This is a genomic window from Pseudaeromonas aegiceratis (assembly GCF_046254905.1).
GTDB classification, from domain to species: domain Bacteria; phylum Pseudomonadota; class Gammaproteobacteria; order Enterobacterales; family Aeromonadaceae; genus Pseudaeromonas; species Pseudaeromonas aegiceratis.
This window is the reverse complement of sequence record NZ_CP158016.1, coordinates 1,785,310-1,803,267: the sequence shown is the minus strand read 5'-3', so window position 1 is coordinate 1,803,267 and position 17,958 is coordinate 1,785,310. Positions and strand designations below refer to the sequence as shown.

Below are 17,958 nucleotides of genomic sequence, written 5' to 3'. Positions count from 1 at the left end.
AAGGCCTCCTGAGGGAGGCCTTGTCATCTGTATGCGCGGCTGAGGCTCACGCCGGCACCGCCGCGCGCAGCTCGGCAAACAGCAGGAACAGGGCCGCCTGGCTGCAGACCCCCAGCTTGGCGTAGAGGTTACGCCGGTGCACCTTGGCGGTTTCCAGGGAGATGTCCAGCTCCCGGGCCACCCCCTTGGTGGAGTGACCGCCCAGCACCAAGAGCGCCACCTCAACCTCACGCTTGGTCAGCGCCGGCGTCCCCCGTGCGCGTAACGCCGCTTCCAACTGGCGGCGGCTTGGGTTAGGGGCCTCATCCTGGATCGGTGCCTGCCGCAGGGCCAGACGCAGCATCGGCAGCAGCCAGGGGGCAAACAGGTGGCAGACCCCGAGCTCGGCGTCGCTGAAGCGTCGCTGACTGCCCAAGGCCAGGGATAGGGTGCCCTGGGGCAACGGCAGCAGGAACTGCAGTTCGTCCGTCACCACATTGCGGGAGAAGTAGCGCCGACAGTACTCGGTGTCACGGAAGTTGTCCGGCGCCACCTCCTCCAGCCGATAGACACCGGCGGCCGGAGATTTCAAGGCGAAGCTGTGGAAGGGATCCAGCAGATACAGGCCGTTCAGGTAATCGGCAAACAGGTTGCCCGGTGCGTAGTTGACCCCGTGATCCGCCAGCACCAGCGGCGGCGCCTCCGGCCGAAACAGCACAGCCACCCAAGAATCAAAGGCCAGCCGTTCACCCAGAAATGACGCCAGCTGCGGCCAGAAGGCCTCCTCCTCTATGCCATCCAATAAGCGGCCAAGCCGCTGGTGAAATGCCAGATCCGCCACGTTCAACTGCATCTGTCCCTACCCCGTAAAGGTTATCCCGCCCCCTGGCACTAACGTTTCCGTGGGATGTCCGTGCCGCCGGGGGCCCTCTAGTATGGCCTGAGCAGCCGCGGCGCCACCAGCAGCAATTGCGCCGCATTCACCGCCCAGGGCAGGCTGATGGCCTGTCGCCGTGGCCCGATTGCTTCACCGGGACTTAGGCCCACAATCCGATCATCCGCTGACGAGGCTTGTAGCATGACCACAGCACAAAAGGATAAACGCAGCACCCGCGACTACCAGCAGCTGGACGCCGCCCACCACATCAATGCCTTTTTGGATCAGAAGACCCTGAACCTGGATGGCCCGCGGGTGATGGCCAGGGGCCAGGGGGTCTACCTGTGGGACAACGATGGCAACCAGTATCTGGACGGCATGTCCGGCCTCTGGTGCACCAATATCGGTTATGGTCGGCAGGATTTGGTGGCGGCCGCCACCCGCCAGCTGGAGCAGCTTAGCTACTACAACACCTTCTTCCACACCACCCATCCGGCGGTGAATGCACTGTCGGAGCGGCTGTTCTCCCTGCTGCCCGCTGGCTACAGTCACGTGATCTACACCAACTCTGGCTCGGAGGCCAACGAGGTGCTGATCCGCACGGTGCGCCGTTACTGGGATCTGATGGGGCAGCCGAACAAGAAAATCTTCATCGGCCGCCACAACGGCTACCACGGCTCCACCGTGGGGAGCGCCAGCCTGGGGGGGATGCAGTTCATGCACGAGATGGGGGATCTGCCGATCCCGAACGTGGTGCACATCGGCGAGCCCTACTGGTATGCCCATGGCGGCCAGTTGAGCCCGGAGGAATTTGGCCGTCGCTGTGCCCAGGAGCTTGAAGACAAGATACTGGCGCTGGGTGCCGAGAAGGTCGCCGCCTTCGTGGCCGAACCGTTTCAGGGGGCCGGCGGCATGATCTTCCCGCCACAGAGCTACTGGCCGGAAATCCAGCGCATCTGCCGCCAGTACGACGTATTGCTGTGCGCCGACGAGGTGATCGGCGGCTTTGGCCGCACCGGCGAATGGTTCGCCCATGAGCATTTCGGCTTTCAGCCGGACACCATCAGCATCGCCAAGGGGCTGACCTCAGGTTACATCCCCATGGGGGGCCTGGTCTTGTCACGCCGGCTCGGCGAGGCGCTGGTGGAGCACGGCGGCGTGTTTGCCCACGGTCTGACCTACGCCGGCCACCCGGTGGCCGCCGCGGTGGCGCTGGCCAACCTGGACGCCCTGCAGGGCGAAGGCATAGTGAGCCGCGTCAAGACAGACACCGGCCCCTATTTGCAGGCCTGCCTGCGGGAGGTGTTTGACCGTCACCCCCTGGTGGGGGAAATCCAAGGCACCGGCCTGGTGGCCGCGCTGCAGTTTTGCCAGGACAAGGCGACGCGCCGGCGTTTCGCCAACGAAAGTGACATCACCTGGCGCTGCCACCGCCTCGGCTTCGAGGAGGGCGTCATCATCCGCTCCACCCTGGGCCGCATGATAATGGCGCCGGCCCTGGTGATCAGCCACGGCGAGATCGACGAGTTGATCGCCAAGACCAAGCGGGCCGTGGATCGCACCGCCCAAGAGCTCGGCCTGGTGTGACGCCCTGCCGAACCGGGCATCTGGAAACAAAAAAGGCCAGCATTTCTGCTGGCCTTTTTTGCTTTCTATTTGGTTGCGGGGGCAGGATTTGAACCTACGACCTTCGGGTTATGAGCCCGACGAGCTACCATGCTGCTCCACCCCGCGTCTGATGCTGCGCATTCTAGTCATCTGGCCTGTCATTGCAATAACTATTTGGCAAATAGCCGCAAACTAGCATTAATTGCCGAAAAAGTGCGCCATGTGGCGTTATTTTCACCAGCGTCGTTGGGTGAGCGGCTGATCCCGCTGTGCCGACTACACTTGCAGGTAAGCCCGTCCGGCCAAGGAGAGTGTGGGATGAATTGTTCACGCGGCCATTGCAATCAGTTGGGTGCCAGCCTGGATGAGAGCGGCGTCAACTTTGCCCTCTGGGCGCGGTTGGCCAGCGAGGTGGAGTTGCTGCTGTTTGCCCATGCCGATGATGCCAACCCCCAGGTGATCCCCCTGGACCCTCATATTCATCGCACCGCCTACTACTGGCACATCCATGTGGCCGGCATCGGCGATGGGCAGATCTACGGTTGGCGGATCAATGGGCCCTGGCGGCCCTACGAGGGCACCTGTTTCGATCCCGAGAAGGTGCTGCTGGATCCCTATGGCCGCGAGGTAGTGCTGGGGCAGCAGTACGATCGCTGGGCCGCCAGTCGGCCGGGTAGCAATACCGCCCAGTGTGCCAAGAGCGTGGTGGTCAGCCTGGAGGGGTACGACTGGGAGGGTGACGAGGCGCCCGAGCATCCCCTCTCCCGCTCCATCATCTACGAGCTGCATGTGGGGGGCTTTACCCGGGATCCCAGTGCCGGCGTCCCCCCTGGTAGGCGGGGCACCTATGCCGGGGTCATCGACAAGATCCCCTACCTCAAGGCGCTGGGGATCACCGCGGTGGAGCTGTTGCCGGTCTTTCAGTTCGATCCCCAGGATGCCCCCCATGGCCTGGACAACTACTGGGGCTACAGCCCCCTCTCCTTCTTTGCCCCCCATACGGGTTATGCCTGCCACACTGGGCGCAAGGCGGCGATCAACGAGTTTCGGGACATGGTCAAGGCGCTGCACCGCGCCGATATCGAGGTGATCCTGGATGTGGTGTACAACCACACGGCCGAGGGGGACGATCATGGTCCCCTCATCTGCTTTCGCGGCATCGACCATGAGGCCTATTACATTCTCGACCCCCTACATCGCCGCTCCACCAACTATTCGGGCTGCGGCAACACCCTGAACGGCTCACACCCGGTGACCAAGCGCCTCATCATCGACAGTCTGCGCTACTGGCGGGAATACCTGCATGTGGATGGTTTCCGCTTCGATTTGGCCTCTATCCTCTCCCGGGACGAGGCGGGCAACCCACAGGTGAATCCCCCGACCCTGCTGGCCATCGATACCGACCCCGTGCTGGCCAACTGCAAGCTCATCGCCGAGGCCTGGGATGCCGGCGGTCTCTATCAAGTGGGGTCACTGGCCGGGTCGCGCTGGCGGGAATGGAATGGCCAGTTCCGGGACGATGTGCGGCGCTTCATCAAGGGCGAGGAGGACACGGTACGCAATTTTGCCCACCGCATCAGCGGCAGCCCGGACATTTACCAGTACAACCACGCGGATCCGGAGAAGAGCATCAACTTCGTCACCTGCCACGACGGCTTCACCCTGTGGGATCTGGTGAGTTACAACCACAAGCACAACAGGATGAACGGCGAGCATAACCGGGATGGGCAGAATGACAACCACAGCTGGAACCACGGCGCCGAAGGCCCCAGTCAGGACACGACACTCAACGGCCTGCGGCTGCGGCAATGCAAGAATCTGCTCACCTGCACCCTGCTCTCCATCGGCACCCCCATGCTGCTGATGGGGGACGAGGTGTTGCGCAGTCAGCAGGGCAACAACAACGCCTATTGCCAGAACAATCCCATCAGCTGGATGAACTGGGAGTGGGGCCCCCTGTCTTTCGACATGTTGCGCTACACGCAAGAGCTCATCCGCTACCGGCGGTTCCTGTTCCACCACGACCGGCATGATGCCCTGCCGGTGGCCCTGACCGAGATACTGCAACGGGCGGAATTTTCCTGGCATGGGGTGCAGGCCCATACTCCAGACTGGGGTGCCCACTCCCATGCCCTGGCCTTTTCCGCCATCTCACTGGAGCAGAAGATGGCCATCTACGTCATCTTCAATGCCTACTGGGAGCCCTTGCTGTTCAATCTGCCCCTGCCGCCCCTGGGTATCGAAGGCCATTGGCAGCGGATCATCGACACGGCCCAACCCAGTCCCATGGACATCATCCCCATGGGGGAACCCCTGCCGCTGCAGGCCAAGAGCTACCGGGCCGCGTCACGCTCCCTGTGCCTGTTTGTCTGCGGCCAACTGCCGTTTGATGCCTGATCACCACTCGCCCTGGCCGCGGGCCAGGGCCACCACCCGGGCGAACATCTGTCGCAGCAGTGGCGGAATGCTCTCCGGTCCCAGGTTCTCGGCCTCTTCTACCACCGCCAGCGCCAGCCCGGGTTTGCTGCGGTGGCGGATGGCCTTGTCGATGATCTTGTGGGGGGAGCAGCTTTGCCGGGGACCTATCTTGGCCTCCCGGCGGAATACAGACTCAAAGCCGTTCATAAACAGGAAGTGTTCTATGTCCCGCTCATGCAGGCCGGTGAGCCGCTCACGCTCCCGGTCGCCGTGCAGCAAGGCCCGCGCCCCCGTGATGTACTTCTCGCCAGCCTGATCGCCATCGGCCATCAGGTGCCACTCTATCCCCAGCTGCTTGGCCACCTTGATGAGAGGGGCATAGCCGCACTGGGCGTATTCGATGATCCGCACCCCTTCGGCTCGCAGGCTGTAGCCACAGATGTTGGCCAGCTCGGCCAGCAGCCAGATCTCCGTCTCCCCCTCCACCAGCAGCCAGCAGCGGGCAAACAGGGACATGGGGCGGTTGATGCGCACGTGAAAGGCGATACGTCGTAGATCATCGGCACTGAAGTGATCGTCATGCAGCTGATAGCAGCGGGTCTCCACCTGATTGCGAACCAGACGGCGCAACTGCCCCAGGGGCAGGCTGGTGAGCAGATCCCCCGAGTTGGTGGTGAGGATTTTCTGCCCCGGCAGTTGCTCCAGCAGCCCCCAGGCCAGAGCCAGCATGGTGGGGTGCAAGCGGCTTTCCGGGTCTTCCAGGATCAGGATGGGCCGGGCACCCTCCTCGATCTGCCGGTCCCCCCGGGCGGCCAGCATGGCCCCGGCAATGCCGGATAGCGCCAGTTGCATCACCTGATTATCCTGGCAGCGCACCAGGTCCGTCAGGCTGCCCAGCCCCCGCAAGGAGGCGGGCCGCATCACTATGTCCCGCTGACTACGCGGTCGAGAGCGAATGGGCGGCACACTGCTGAAATAGTGAGAGATCAACTGGCAGACCGACTCAAAGCCCTGTTTTAGTTCGGCCCTAGGCACCGATTGGGGATCCTCTGCCAGGGTGTTGGCCAGGTCCATCAGCCGCTGCTGACCCTCAGCCACCACCATCTGGTTGCCGCGATTGGCCCGACTATCCCGCAGCCGCAGCACCGGATTCATCAGCATCAATAGCTGAATAAGATGCAAGGGGTTGTCCAGCGGCAGGGGCTGGCCATTGCTGTCGAGAAAGCCATGTTCCGACAACACACTGCCATCGGCCTGCAGATCGGCGGCGGCGCGGTAGTGAATGCGGTGCAGCTGATCCTTGTGCTTGACCCAGACGGCGGCCAGTCGCGCCAGGCGATGGGAGTGCTGACTCATCTCGGGTCTGTGTTCGCGGAAGCTTAAGATGAGCTGCAGGTGGACGACATCGGCCAGCTCAGGATCGGCCGGGCGATGAAAGTCCTCGGGAACAAACTGGTAAGGCACCTCGTCCTGCCCCAGCAGGCACCAGAGTGCCCGCATCAGGCTGGTTTTACCCCAGGTATTTTCCCCGATCAGGGCGGTCACCTGATCCAGGTGGAGGGAGAGGCGGTTGATGCCGCGAAATCCTCGGATCTCAATGCGTTCTAGATACATGCATTTGCCAACCTTTTCTTTCATGTTGGCAAATGCCGTGATTGAACACCAGAGGAACGGGTGGAATTAGCGACTGCTGATCTTGCTGAGGGTGGAGACGGTTTCGGCGTTAACTTGGGCTTCGTATTGCCAGAGGCTGAACCACAGGTGGCGATGGCGAAGTTGGCGTCGTTTTTGTTTCATGGCGTGCTCCTGTTCGCTTGCCTCGCTCAAGAGGCAAGGCAAGCTTGGCATGCCAAGATGACAGAACCGTGAATTTTGCTTAAGCACCCCAGTATTGCCAGAGCAATTTGCCGGACATGACCAAGGAGGTCAGCACAATCAGTGGCCGGATCAGCTTGGCGCCTTGCCGCACCACCAGCCGCGAGCCCAAGCGGGCGCCGATCATCTGGCCCACCGCCATACAGAGTCCCACCTGCCAGATCAGCTTGCCCCCCAAGGCGAAGAAGATCAGGGCCGCCAAGTTGGAGGTGAAGTTCAGCAGCTTGCTGTGGGCCGTGGCCTTGGCGATGTTAAAGCCCGCCAGGGCGATAAAGCCTACCGCGAAGAAGGAGCCGGTACCCGGACCAAAAAAACCGTCATAGAAACCGACGGGCATGGCCAGCCCCAAGGCAAAGCCGAGGTGCCCTAACCGGCGCTGGCTGTCCTCATCGCCGACCCGCGGCGACAAGATGAAATAGAGCGCGAAGGCAATGAGCAAAAAGGGAATGATGCCGGAGAGAAAGCTGGCATCCAGCTGCTGTACCAGCAGGGTGCCACAGGCACTGCCGAGGAAGGTCAGGGCGATGGCCAGGCGCATCTGTTTGAAATCGATGTAACCGCGGCGGGCGAAGTACCAGGTGGCGGAACAGCTGCCGAAGGAGCTCTGCAACTTGTTGGTCCCCAACGCCTGGGCCGGTGGCAGGCCCGCCGCCAGCAGGGCCGGCAGGGTCAGCAGGCCACCGCCGCCGGCGATGGAGTCGAGAAAACCGGCCGCCAGGCCACACAATGACAACAGACCCAGGGTGGTCAGGCTCAACTCCATGTACTAAATCCTATTTTTTGCGGGAAAGCGGGTGAGACGGATCACATTACTCCGTTTGTGGCGGCGGAGCGAGAGGGCTAAGCGGTTGTTTAGGCATAAAAAAAGGTAGCCATTGGCTACCTCAAACTGACGAAACATCAAAAGGTCTGACGAATCGCACCGCCCGGGGTGAGCCCAACGGCGCAGATTGCTGTCACAATAAACGAAGAACGCAACACTACAAAAAAACTCAGTCAAAGTAGGCATGTCGAAAATGCCCATGGCAACTACCGAAAGCCCGTTGCAACAGCCGCTCAGCCTTGCCGAGACGCGATTGCTTACGTGCCAGTGCCTTGAGTTCATGACAATCCATAAACACCTCCATGCGTTGGCAAATCCCTGCACTACCTGTCACCCTTGCTCGCACAGCATCAGGCAACGGGGCTATTGTTGATCCAGCTCACATAATTGTCCAGCGTAATGTAACTTCATTACGGATTTTTTTTTCATTAAGATACATAAGGCTCCTAAGCAACCCGATAAACCGCATTATTTGTACCACTTTCTGGTCGTTTTTGCGGGGACATGACGGTTTCATGTAATTTCATTACAGTCCGCAAATTGGAAGGCGCAGCCGGCTTTTCTCCGTCGGTGCGTAGGGATGGCAAGGGAGATAGGTTATACTGCCGACATCCTATTCGCTGCCATGACATTATTCACAAGTGATTGAATTAAAAGTAGAACAGCTAGGCCCCCTCTTTCCGCCCCTGCCCTGTGACCGACTGAGCGAACTGGCGCCGCTCTCCTTTGCCGATACACAGCCCAGAGCCGCGTCCGCCATCGCTCGGCTGGCGCAGCTGGACCGGCGCTGTAATGTCATGTTGCTGGGGGGCTTCCCCGGTGCCGATTATGAACAGCTGCTGATGCACCTGATCGATGACAGTGCGGCCGACAATCGACACTGCTTCGATCTCTGTTATGCCGAGAACCTGCGCAATCCCGCCAAACCCATCTGGCTCAAGCTCAAGCCGGGCAGTGGTATGGAATTTTGCGAGCTGGTGGCGGATCTGTTGCGTCGCCTGCAGTTGCACCTGGATGCCGAAGAGGTGGTGCAACGGATACTGCGCAAGCAGGATCAGGATCAGAAGATTGCCGACTACCTGACGCTGCTGGCGGCCCACGTGGCCATGGAAGGGACCTTCACCCATCCGGTGCTGATCAACCTGCTCATCCACCACGCCAGCGACAATGTGCCGCTGATCTACGGGCGGGATCTCAGCTGGGATAGCCTGTTTGGCGCGGTCAATTTTCAGACCGAGCAGGGCTCGGTATTCAGTCACCACCACCTGCTGGAGCCGGGTCTGCTGCGGGAGGCCAACGGCGGCTTCCTGATCCTCCCCCTCGAAGAGCTACTGGCGGATCCCGATCTCTGGTTCAAGCTGCGCAATGCCCTGGAGACCGGCTTCCTGGACTGGACACCCAGCAAGGAGGCCCAGGGCCTGACCCCCCTGTTCCAGCCGGAGGCCTCCCCCCTGCAGCTGCGCCTGATCCTGGTGGGCAATGTTCTGGATATCGCCGAGTTTGCCACCCTGGATCCGGACATGGCGGAGCGGGTGTTTCTGCGCACGGATCTGGTGAGCGAGGTGTCGCTGCAAGAGGACTTTCCGCTGTTTCTGGGCATGTTGCGCGGCCTGAGTGAACGGCTGGGGATCGCCGATCTGGACAGCGATGCCATCTTGGCTGTGGCCCGGTTTGCCTGTCGCCTGTGTGAACACCAGCAACTGCTCTCCATAGAGGAGCCGCCGTTGGCCGGCCTGTTGCAACTGGCCGCCTGCATCGCCAAGGAGGAACAGGCCGACTGCTTGACCGGCGAGCATATCCAGGCGGCGCTGAACGAGCAGGAGTACCGGCTCAACTATGTAGTGGAGCAATCCGATCAGGGCATAGTCGATGGCCAGATCATGCTGCAGACCCGCGGCGAGGTGGTGGGCCAGATCAACGGTCTGTCTGTCATTCAGATCATGGGCCACCCCTATGACTTCGGTGAACCGGTGCGCCTGACCGCCACTGTGCACATGGGCGATGGCGATGTGGCCGACATAGAGCGCAAGGCGGAGCTGGCTGGCCACATTCATGCCAAGGCCATGATGATCATTCACGGCTACCTCTCCACCCAGTTTGGTGCCGAGAATCCCTCCCCCCTGTCAGCCAATCTGGTGTTTGAGCAGTCCTATCACGAGATCGATGGTGACAGCGCGGCCCTCACCGGACTCTGTGCTCTGCTCTCCGCCCTGGCCCTGCAACCCATCCGTCAGTGTTATGCGGTGACCGGGGCCGTGGATCAATTTGGCAACGTACAGCCGGTGGGCGGCCTCAACGAGAAGATCGAAGGTTTCTTCCGGGTCTGCAACATCCAGGGGCTCACCGGCGAACAGGGCGTGTTGATCCCCGCCTCCAACGAGTTGCAGCTGATCCTGTCGGAGGAGGTGCGCCAGGCGGTGGCCGAGGGTCAGTTCCACATCTACCCTGTAAGGCATGTCGCGGAGGCGGTGGAGCTGCTGACCGGCTGTGTGGCTGGGGATCTGGATGACGAACAGAGTCTGTTTGGCCGCATCCAGTTGCGGCTGGATGAACTCAGTATTCCGCCGGCTGGCCAGCTGGGCCTGGTGGGCAGCCTGCTGCGCCGTCTGCTGAAGTGATCGGAGTTGTTTAGCGAACACCTGTACGCTAAATTAGCGCCAGCGATAAACGAGAAGGATTATGATGGTGTCACAAGAACAGAAGGTAAGCGCCGGCCCGTCTCTGTGTGAGCGGGGCGTCAATCATTTCACTCGCGACGATCTGCTGGCGTGCAGCCAGGGTCTGCTGTTTGGTGAAGGCAACAGTCAGCTGCCCGCCCCCAACATGCTGATGATGGATCGCATCGCGCGGATCACCGATGACGGCGGCGAGTTCGGTAAGGGCGAAATCCTGGCCGAACTGGATATCACCCCGGATCTTTGGTTCTTCGACTGCCATTTCCCCGGCGATCCCGTGATGCCGGGCTGCCTGGGGCTGGATGCCATGTGGCAGCTGGTGGGCTTCTTCCTCGGTTGGAAGGGCGGCCCCGGCAAGGGACGTGCCCTGGGGGTGGGTGAGGTGAAGTTCACCGGTCAGATCCTGCCCACCGCCAAGAAGGTCACCTACAAGATCCAGATGAAGCGCGTCATCATGCGCAAGCTGATCATGGGTATCGCCGACGGCGTGGTAGAAGTGGATGGCCGTCCCATCTACAGTGCCACGGATCTGAAGGTAGGCCTGTTCCAGGACACCACCAGCTTCTAATCCCTCGCCATACAAAAAGCGCCCCGCGGGGCGCTTTTTGCTGTCAGATCCGGTTCATTCTATTTTGCCATCAGGCCGATGGTGCGATCGTCGAGCGCGTCCCGCCAGCCCCCGAGCCAGTATCCCCTGGCATCCATACTTTGATAAGGGCATCCCTCTTTCGAGCGACCACTGAGACCTGCTTGATATCCACGTGCGCGAGCTCTTTCCAAACGATCACGTTTCTGTCTCTTCATCACTTTACCCTCTGTTGCCGAAAAAAAAGACGACAGTCTGCGCAACTGCCGTCTTTAGTAATAATCCCTCAAGCTAGTCCAAGGCAATGGCACTAGGCCTGGAATTGGGATCCTTATCGGAACTTCATGACTAACGTATTAATTTGGCATGACATTTATTTTGAGTTTTTTCGTCTACGAATGAGACCCAACCCCAGCAGTCCGCCCAGCAGCCCCAGTCCCAGGGAACCGCCGCCGTCATCCTCACCCAGATCGGTACTGGGCAGCTGGTTGGTAACCACCGCAGAGTCCGGCACGTCCCCGTCCGTATCGAACGATTCATTTGGCGTCAATTTAACCGTGACAGTGGTGGGATCGTTCTGGTTTTCCCAGTCGGTCTCGCTGTCGTAGCGATAGGCCGTGGCGGCAATGGTGCCATCGTCGGCAATGGCATTGGCGTACGCCAGGTAGTAGTACTTGCCGTTCTGCTCGCAGGCGTTGGCCCCGTCACTGTCGGTACCGCAGATCAGATCGTTCAGATACCAGCTGTTGCCGCTGTTGATGTTGTAAAGAAACGCCTCCTGCATCCGGGGCGTGCCTTCATAGACGGGGGAGGTTTCGCTGCGTTCGTCACGCCAGCCCACCACCAGACCATTATTGTTCAGGCCACCGGCTTCGGAGTTGGCGCCGCGGATCGGGCTGTTTTCGAACGGAATGTCCGCCGTATCCCCGGAGGTGACGTTGTAGACGAACATCTCGATGGGAATATTGCGGCCCTTCACGGAGGAGTACTTCTGGTTGCCGATGACCCAGCCCTCATCGTTGATGGCCACGGCCCAGGTATGCCGCAACACCTCGTCCCCTTCCCCCGGCGCTTCCTTACTGAGCGGGATCTTGGTGAGGGTGCCGACTGTGACTGTGTCGTCCGAGATGGTCAGGGGCCACACCACGGCAATGTTGCGGCCCGAGGTGGGGGAAGAGCCGACCTTCTTGGTAGAGGAGTAGCCCACCGCATAGTAGTCATCACCCACCTGGGCCATGCCCATGACGGACGCGGTCTGCAGGATGGAGGCGTTGGCGCTGTAGTAGCTGCTGGCCTGGGTGGAGGTGTAGTCACCATTGTCCCCATCCACCAGCCAGAAGGTGGCCTGGGTGTTGAACCCGGGGCACAGCGGATAATCTTCGGACTGGCCGGTGTCACCGTCATAGCAGGTGGCCAGGGCAGAGTCCGGCCCCGTGGTGCTGGTATTGGAGGTGCCGCCCACCAGATAAAGATCGTTATCCAGCGGCAACAGGCTATAGGCGGAGGAGAATCCCCCCACGTCATCAAACTCATAGGCGGCCGGCAGGCTCAGCTGATCCAAACCAGGCAGGGTGACGAAGGCGGTACGGGGATGGTAGTTGTCACTGGTGGCGCTGTCGCTCACGGTATAGCCGACCCGCTCATCTGCGGTGTCACCCATGCCGGTGACGATGCCGTCCTGCTCGCTGGTGGTACTGCCGTCCACCAGTGACTCGGTTTGCGCCACATAGCTGACGGTATCCAGGCGCCACTGTTTGGCACGATTATCCGTCTTGTTCCAGTAGGTGTTACACACATCGGTCGCCAGCACGGAACTGCAGGTCCGCTCATAGCGCATGCGATGGGCCAGGTCCATGCCGGTGGGGGCCATGTTGAAGAAGGAGAACCAATCGTTGGTGACATCAAAGGCTGCCACCGTCTGATCATCCTTGCTCATGGCCACGGCCCAGGGGCCGAAATTGCCGGAACTGTCGCTGGCGCTGACCACTTCTTCGATGGTGAAGAAGGGATCCTGAGCCTGTACGGCACAAGAGGTCAGGACAGCCAATGCCACCAGTGTCTGTTTTTTGTTCATTTACTGATTATTCCTCGTTCTTCAACGCTTCTAGCTCTTCCCATCGCAGAAAAGCCGCTTCCAGATCCGTCTCCGCCTGGCTCAACGCATCCAGTACCGGCTGCGTCTCCTCGGACGGTTTGCTAAAGAAATCAGGCTCATTAATCCTGGCCTGCCATTGGGCAATGCTATTTTCCAATAGTTCCAACTTGGCCGGTAAAGTATCCAGTTCCAATTGTAATTTATACGAAAGCTTGCGTCCCTTGCGTACCGGCGCCGTCTCGGCGGCGAGCGCCTTCTTGTCTACGCTGGCCACCGGGGTGGTATCGGCCGGACGAGGCTGCGGTATGTCGCTGTAACCGCCCACATATTCACTGATTTTGCCCTCGCCCTCAAATACCCAGCAATGGCTGACGGTATTATCGATGAAGCGGCGATCGTGACTCACCAGCAGCAAGGTCCCTTGATATTCCGCCAGCAGCTCTTCCAGCAACTCCAGGGTCTCGATATCCAGATCGTTGGTGGGTTCGTCCAAGATCAGCAGGTTGCAGGGCTTGAGGAACAGGCGAGCCAGCAACAGACGGTTTTTCTCGCCGCCGGACAGGGCCCGCACCGGGGTCAAGGCTCGCTTGGGCTCAAACAGAAAGTCCTGCAGGTAGCCCAGCACATGGCGGCGGCGGCCGTTGATCTCCACCTCCTGGCGCCCTTCCGCCAGGTTATCCATCACAGTCTTGTCCGGATCGAGCTGCTGACGGTACTGGTCGAAGTAGGCCACCTCCAGCTTGGTACCGCAGCGCAACTTGCCCGCCGAGGGCTGCAGCTCGCCCAGCAGCAGCTTGATGAGGGTGGTCTTGCCGCACCCATTAGGGCCCACCAGGGCGATCTTGTCCCCCCGCTGCACCAGGGGGCTGAAATTCTTCACCAGTACCCGCTCGCCCAGGCGGTACTCCATCCCGGCCCCTTCAAACACCAGCTTGCCGGAACGCAGGGCATCATCCAGCTGGATGTTGGCCTTGCCCAGCTGCTCCCGGCGGGCGGAGCGCTCCACCCGCAGATCCTTGAGGGCCCGCACCCGCCCCTCGTTGCGGGTGCGGCGCGCCTTGATCCCCTGGCGGATCCAGGCCTCTTCCTGGGCCAGCTTCTTGTCAAATTCGGCATTTTGCAGTGCTTCGACCCGCAGTGACTCTTCCTTGCCGGACAGGTAGCTGTCGTAGTCCCCTGGCCAGGAGGTGAGCTGACCGCGGTCCAGATCGACGATGCGGGTGGCCAGCCGGTGGATGAACTCCCGGTCGTGACTGATGAAGACGATGGCGCCGCCGAACTCCTTGAGGAAGTTCTCCAGCCAGTCGATGGTGCCGATATCCAAGTGGTTGGTGGGTTCGTCCAGCAGCAGCAGATCCGGGTTGCTGGCCAGGGCCCGGGCCAGGGCCACCTTGCGCAGCCAGCCGCCGGAGAGCTGGGTCAGGTTGGCCTCGGCATCCAGGCCGAGACGACTTAGCACCTGGTTGATGCGGGTGTCGAACTGCCAGCCGTCATGCAGATCCAGCTGCTCCTGCAGCCGCCCCAGGCGAGCCAGGTTGGCGGGAGTGGGATCCAGTGCCACCGCCTGGGAGGCCTGGTGGTAGTCCGCCAGCACCTGCCCCAGGGCCTTGAGGCCCTGAGCCACATATTCAAACACCGTATGGGGCAGACTCTGGGGCGGATCCTGCTCCAGCCGGGCAATGCGCAGATCCTGCAGGTGGTTGCGGCGGCCATCCTCCAGTTGCACCGTGCCCTCGATGACCTTCAGCAGGGTCGACTTGCCCGCGCCGTTGCGCCCCACCAGACACAGGCGCTCACCCGCCTCTATGCTGAGGTCGACATGATCCAGGATGGGTGAGGTGCCATAGGAGAGAAAGGCTTGTTGTAGGGAGAAAATGGCCATCACAAACGCTCATTACGGATAAGGCGGCGGCCAGCGGAGCCTGGCTGCCTCGATTGTGCCGGTGCCAGCGCACCGGCCTGTGTCACCCCCAGGCTCCGCCTCATGGCGTCGGCATGGCCTGATGGGTGATGATCCAGCAGTTGTGGATCTGCTTGTTGCGGGCAAAGTCCTTGGACAGGCTCTGCTCGCTGATGTTCTTCGCCTGCAGCCCCAGCTCCGCCAGGCCGTCCAAGTCCATCTTGAAGTGGCGCTTGTTGTTGGAGAACACCAAGGTGCCTGCCGGGCGCAGCAGGCGCTTCAAATCACTCATCAGCTTGAGGTGATCCCGCTGCACGTCAAAGCTCTCCTCCATCCGCTTGGAGTTGGAGAAGGTGGGCGGGTCGATGAAGATGAGATCGTACTGTTGGCGACATTGGGTCAGCCACTGCAGGCAGTCGGCCTGCTCGTAACGATGCTGCCGGCCGACGAAGCCGTTGTGGGCCATGTTATCCCGCGCCCAGTCCAGGTAGGTGCGGGACATGTCCACCGTGGTGGTGGAACGGGCGCCGCCGGCGGCCGCATGCACAGTGGCACTGCCGGTGTAGGCAAACAGGTTGAGAAAATCCTGGCCCTGGGCCAGCTTGCCCAGCAGGCGCCGCGTGTACCTGTGATCCAGGAACAGCCCGGTATCCAGGTAATCGTGCAGGTTCACCAGCAAGGAGACGTTGTACTCCTGAATGGCCATGCGCTCGTTGCGGGTGGCCATGCGCTGATATTGCTGTTCGCCCTTTTGCCGCTCCCGCACCTTGAGCACCACGTTGGCGCCAGGGACGCCGGTCACCTCGATGCAGGCCTGCATCAGATCCAGCAGGCGCTGACGGGCGGTCTGCTCGGGAATCGACTTGGGCGCGGCATACTCCTGGATCACCAGATGATCCCGGTAGCGGTCGATGGCCACGTTGTAATCCGGCAAGTCCGCATCATAGAGGCGGTAGGCTTCCAACCCCTCCTGCTTGGCCCACTTCTCCAGCTGCTTGATGTTCTTGCGCAGTCGGTTGGCAAAATCTTCCGCCACCTGCTTGGTGGAGGCCACCGCGGTTTCCGAGATGAGGTAGTTGCGCAGCTGGCACTCCAGCGCCCCATTGAACAGCCGGTATTGCTTGTCGGTGCGCAGCCGCAAACAGGTGAGCAGATCCGGCGAGGCGCTGAGCACGCTGACCCGCCAGCCCTTGAACGCCTGGCGCAGGATCTGGCCCCACTGCTGGTAGAGCTTGAGCAGCTCGGGCATCTCCCCCAGGCGCTCGCCATAGGGCGGGTTACTGATGACGAAGCCCCGCTCCTCGGGCCAGGGGTTGGTGTGCTGCTCCAGGGCCTGCTGCTGCAGCCGGATCACGCCGTCGAAGCCGGCGCGGGCGACGTTCTCCTTGGCGCGGACCAAGACTCTGGGATCCTGGTCGTTGCCCTGCAGCTTAAGGCTGCCGGCTTGCTTGTTCATGCCGCGGCGGGCCCGCACCTGGGCCTCGGCCTTGAGGCTGTGCCACAGGTCGGCATCGTGCTGCAGCCAGCGTTCGAAGCCAAACTGCGGACGCAACAGCCCCGGGGCCATGTCGGTGGCCTGCATGGCCGCCTCGATGAGCAGGGTGCCCGAGCCGCACATGGGATCCAGCAGGGGTTGCCCTTGCCAGCCGCTGCGTGCCAGCATGGCGGCCGCCAGGTTTTCCTTGAGAGGCGCCTCACCGGTACCGCTGCGGTAACCGCGCTGATGCAGCGCCGGACCGGAGAGATCCAGGCCGACGGAGGCATTCTCGCGCTTGAGGTGCACCATGATGCGCACGTCCGGCTGACGCTTGTCCACCTCGGGACGGCGACCAAACTTCTTGTTGAAGCGGTCGACGATGGCATCCTTCACCTTCACCGCACCGTACTGGGTATTGCGGATGGCATCATTGGTGCCGGAGAAGTCCACCGCCAGGGAGGCCTCGGGACCGAAATGCTGTTCCCAGGATTGGGCACTGATCCCCAGATAGAGATCCATGTCATCCCGCACGGTAAATTCCGCCAGGCGCAGCTGGATACGACTGGCAAAGCGACTCCACAGACAGGCTCGGTAGGCCGTCTCCAATGAACCGGTAAACAGAACACCCGCCACCGTGTCTTTGACGGACTCGGCGCCGAGGCGGGTAAGCTCGTCACTGAGCAGGGGTTCCAGTCCTTTGGGGCAGGAGGCAAAAAAATCAGTCATATACAGCCATAGAGGTACGTGCAGTGGGCCGGGCATTATACCCTAAGCCCGCGGCCCTGCCCTCCCCTTCGCTAAAAAATGACGCCGGGTGGCACCTTGGGCAATCGGTCATTTAATCAGCAAACGCACGGCCGTGACAAATTAGAGGTTGCCAGGGGGCGGCAAGGCGCCTAATATGCGCCTCCATCAGACGCGGGGTGGAGCAGCATGGTAGCTCGTCGGGCTCATAACCCGAAGGTCGTAGGTTCAAATCCTGCCCCCGCAACCAAATAGAAAACGCCGCATCTTGCGGCGTTTTTTTGCGTCCAATTTCATCGACTCGAAGGCTGGACCGCGACGACTTACTCAGGCCAGGCGCAGCACGGCGCTACAGACGGCGTGAAACGGCACCAAGCGGTTGTTCATCACCTTGATGACGGCGGCGTGGCGCAGGCATTTGTCTTCCGCCAGGGGCAACTGATCCCCCAGGAACAGGCAGACCGAGGCCTTGTCGCCGGGTTCAATCACCAGAAAATCCCCGTGCCCCTGCTCGGCAATCAGGCTGAAAACCTCGCCAAGCAGCGGCTGCGTATGCTGCAGTCCCACCTCTTTGAAATACCAGCTTTGCGGCATGGTGGGCTTACCAAAGCGGCAATAGGCGATGGCATTCAATACCAGTTGGACACGTTCGGGTTCAGAAAATGGCAGCTCACCGATGCATTCCAGCAGGTGAAAATAGTAACTAGCATCCTCAAGCGAAAAAGGATGAGATTGGCGAGCAGACGGGGAAAGCTGTTTGGCCTGGTAGGCAGTTTCAAATTGCATCTCGTCCGTCAGGTCGAGCAGCAACTTGTCACGCCCTTCATCATAACACCAGCGCCATTGATCGTCGGGAAGAAGAATCATGACCAGTCTCGTTGTTTGTTCCATGCCCAATCAG

12 protein-coding genes and 2 tRNA genes are annotated in these 17,958 nt (G+C 61.0%); 5 read left to right on the top strand and 9 right to left on the bottom strand.

Translation table 11 applies throughout. The features are described from left to right. Positions 1–46: 46 nt before the first annotated feature. Positions 47–832, bottom strand: coding sequence for a LuxR C-terminal-related transcriptional regulator (locus ABHF91_RS08565; RefSeq protein WP_409423035.1), 786 nt, complete (start codon positions 830–832; stop codon positions 47–49). 225 nt (positions 833–1,057) lie between these two features. Between ABHF91_RS08565 and ABHF91_RS08560 the strand changes: the two genes are divergently transcribed. After that, the gene (locus ABHF91_RS08560) at positions 1,058–2,443 is read left to right on the top strand and encodes an aspartate aminotransferase family protein (protein ID WP_409423034.1); all 1,386 of its coding nucleotides are present in this window, start codon (positions 1,058–1,060) and stop codon (positions 2,441–2,443) included. A 70-nt stretch (positions 2,444–2,513) separates the two neighbouring features. On the opposite strand, the gene ABHF91_RS08555 is transcribed toward ABHF91_RS08560, so the two are convergent. Then, positions 2,514–2,590, bottom strand: a tRNA-Met gene (locus tag ABHF91_RS08555). A 192-nt stretch (positions 2,591–2,782) separates the two neighbouring features. Here ABHF91_RS08555 and glgX point away from each other — a divergent pair. Beyond that, positions 2,783–4,861 carry a glycogen debranching protein GlgX gene (glgX, locus tag ABHF91_RS08550; protein WP_409423033.1) on the top strand — a complete coding sequence of 693 codons (2,079 nt, stop codon included), beginning with the start codon at positions 2,783–2,785 and terminating at the stop codon, positions 4,859–4,861. On the opposite strand, the gene ABHF91_RS08545 is transcribed toward glgX, so the two are convergent. Both ABHF91_RS08545 and ABHF91_RS08540 read right to left on the bottom strand, forming a co-directional pair. Continuing rightward, positions 4,862–6,496, bottom strand: coding sequence for a DUF2813 domain-containing protein (locus tag ABHF91_RS08545; RefSeq protein WP_409423032.1), 1,635 nt, complete (start codon positions 6,494–6,496; stop codon positions 4,862–4,864). It abuts the gene before it with no gap. A 262-nt stretch (positions 6,497–6,758) separates the two neighbouring features. Further along, complete coding sequence (locus ABHF91_RS08540; protein WP_409423031.1) at positions 6,759–7,520, bottom strand: TSUP family transporter; 762 nt, start codon at positions 7,518–7,520, stop codon at positions 6,759–6,761. A 701-nt stretch (positions 7,521–8,221) separates the two neighbouring features. Here ABHF91_RS08540 and ABHF91_RS08535 point away from each other — a divergent pair. Continuing rightward, positions 8,222–10,198: an AAA family ATPase gene (locus ABHF91_RS08535; protein ID WP_409423030.1), complete on the top strand. Its 1,977-nt coding sequence runs from the start codon at positions 8,222–8,224 to the stop codon at positions 10,196–10,198. Positions 10,199–10,262: 64 nt separating this feature from the next. Continuing rightward, the gene (fabA, locus tag ABHF91_RS08530) at positions 10,263–10,823 is read left to right on the top strand and encodes a 3-hydroxyacyl-[acyl-carrier-protein] dehydratase FabA (protein ID WP_409423097.1); all 561 of its coding nucleotides are present in this window, start codon (positions 10,263–10,265) and stop codon (positions 10,821–10,823) included. Between the two features lie 59 nt (positions 10,824–10,882). Here the strand turns inward: fabA and rmf are convergent, their stop codons facing one another. From rmf to rlmKL, 4 genes are all read right to left on the bottom strand, one after another. Next, positions 10,883–11,062, bottom strand: a complete 180-nt coding sequence (rmf, locus tag ABHF91_RS08525; RefSeq protein WP_409423096.1) for a ribosome modulation factor — start codon at positions 11,060–11,062, stop codon at positions 10,883–10,885. Between the two features lie 152 nt (positions 11,063–11,214). After that, positions 11,215–12,915: a DUF3466 family protein gene (locus ABHF91_RS08520; protein ID WP_409423029.1), complete on the bottom strand. Its 1,701-nt coding sequence runs from the start codon at positions 12,913–12,915 to the stop codon at positions 11,215–11,217. Positions 12,916–12,922: 7 nt separating this feature from the next. Continuing rightward, positions 12,923–14,818, bottom strand: a complete 1,896-nt coding sequence (locus tag ABHF91_RS08515) for an ABC transporter ATP-binding protein (protein ID WP_409423028.1) — start codon at positions 14,816–14,818, stop codon at positions 12,923–12,925. A 100-nt stretch (positions 14,819–14,918) separates the two neighbouring features. Then, positions 14,919–17,039, bottom strand: coding sequence for a bifunctional 23S rRNA (guanine(2069)-N(7))-methyltransferase RlmK/23S rRNA (guanine(2445)-N(2))-methyltransferase RlmL (gene rlmKL / locus ABHF91_RS08510; RefSeq protein ID WP_409423027.1), 2,121 nt, complete (start codon positions 17,037–17,039; stop codon positions 14,919–14,921). Between the two features lie 191 nt (positions 17,040–17,230). Here rlmKL and ABHF91_RS08505 point away from each other — a divergent pair. Further along, a tRNA-Met gene (locus ABHF91_RS08505) sits at positions 17,231–17,307 on the top strand. Between the two features lie 77 nt (positions 17,308–17,384). Here the strand turns inward: ABHF91_RS08505 and ABHF91_RS08500 are convergent. Further along, positions 17,385–17,948, bottom strand: a complete 564-nt coding sequence (locus ABHF91_RS08500) for a cell division protein ZapC (RefSeq protein WP_409423026.1) — start codon at positions 17,946–17,948, stop codon at positions 17,385–17,387. Positions 17,949–17,958 lie beyond the last annotated feature (10 nt).

What these genes read in the sequence shown, in the direction of transcription:
- ABHF91_RS08565 (WP_409423035.1), bottom strand. Translation starts at nt 832, where the DNA reads ATGCAGTTGAACGTGGCGGATCTGGCATTTCACCAGCGGCTTGGCCGC.
- ABHF91_RS08560 (WP_409423034.1), top strand. Translation starts at nt 1,058, where the DNA reads ATGACCACAGCACAAAAGGATAAACGCAGCACCCGCGACTACCAGCAG.
- glgX (WP_409423033.1), top strand. Translation starts at nt 2,783, where the DNA reads ATGAATTGTTCACGCGGCCATTGCAATCAGTTGGGTGCCAGCCTGGAT.
- ABHF91_RS08545 (WP_409423032.1), bottom strand. Translation starts at nt 6,496, where the DNA reads ATGTATCTAGAACGCATTGAGATCCGAGGATTTCGCGGCATCAACCGC.
- ABHF91_RS08540 (WP_409423031.1), bottom strand. Translation starts at nt 7,520, where the DNA reads ATGGAGTTGAGCCTGACCACCCTGGGTCTGTTGTCATTGTGTGGCCTG.
- fabA (WP_409423097.1), top strand. Translation starts at nt 10,263, where the DNA reads ATGGTGTCACAAGAACAGAAGGTAAGCGCCGGCCCGTCTCTGTGTGAG.
- ABHF91_RS08520 (WP_409423029.1), bottom strand. Translation starts at nt 12,915, where the DNA reads ATGAACAAAAAACAGACACTGGTGGCATTGGCTGTCCTGACCTCTTGT.
- ABHF91_RS08515 (WP_409423028.1), bottom strand. Translation starts at nt 14,818, where the DNA reads ATGGCCATTTTCTCCCTACAACAAGCCTTTCTCTCCTATGGCACCTCA.
- rlmKL (WP_409423027.1), bottom strand. Translation starts at nt 17,039, where the DNA reads ATGACTGATTTTTTTGCCTCCTGCCCCAAAGGACTGGAACCCCTGCTC.
- ABHF91_RS08500 (WP_409423026.1), bottom strand. Translation starts at nt 17,948, where the DNA reads ATGGAACAAACAACGAGACTGGTCATGATTCTTCTTCCCGACGATCAA.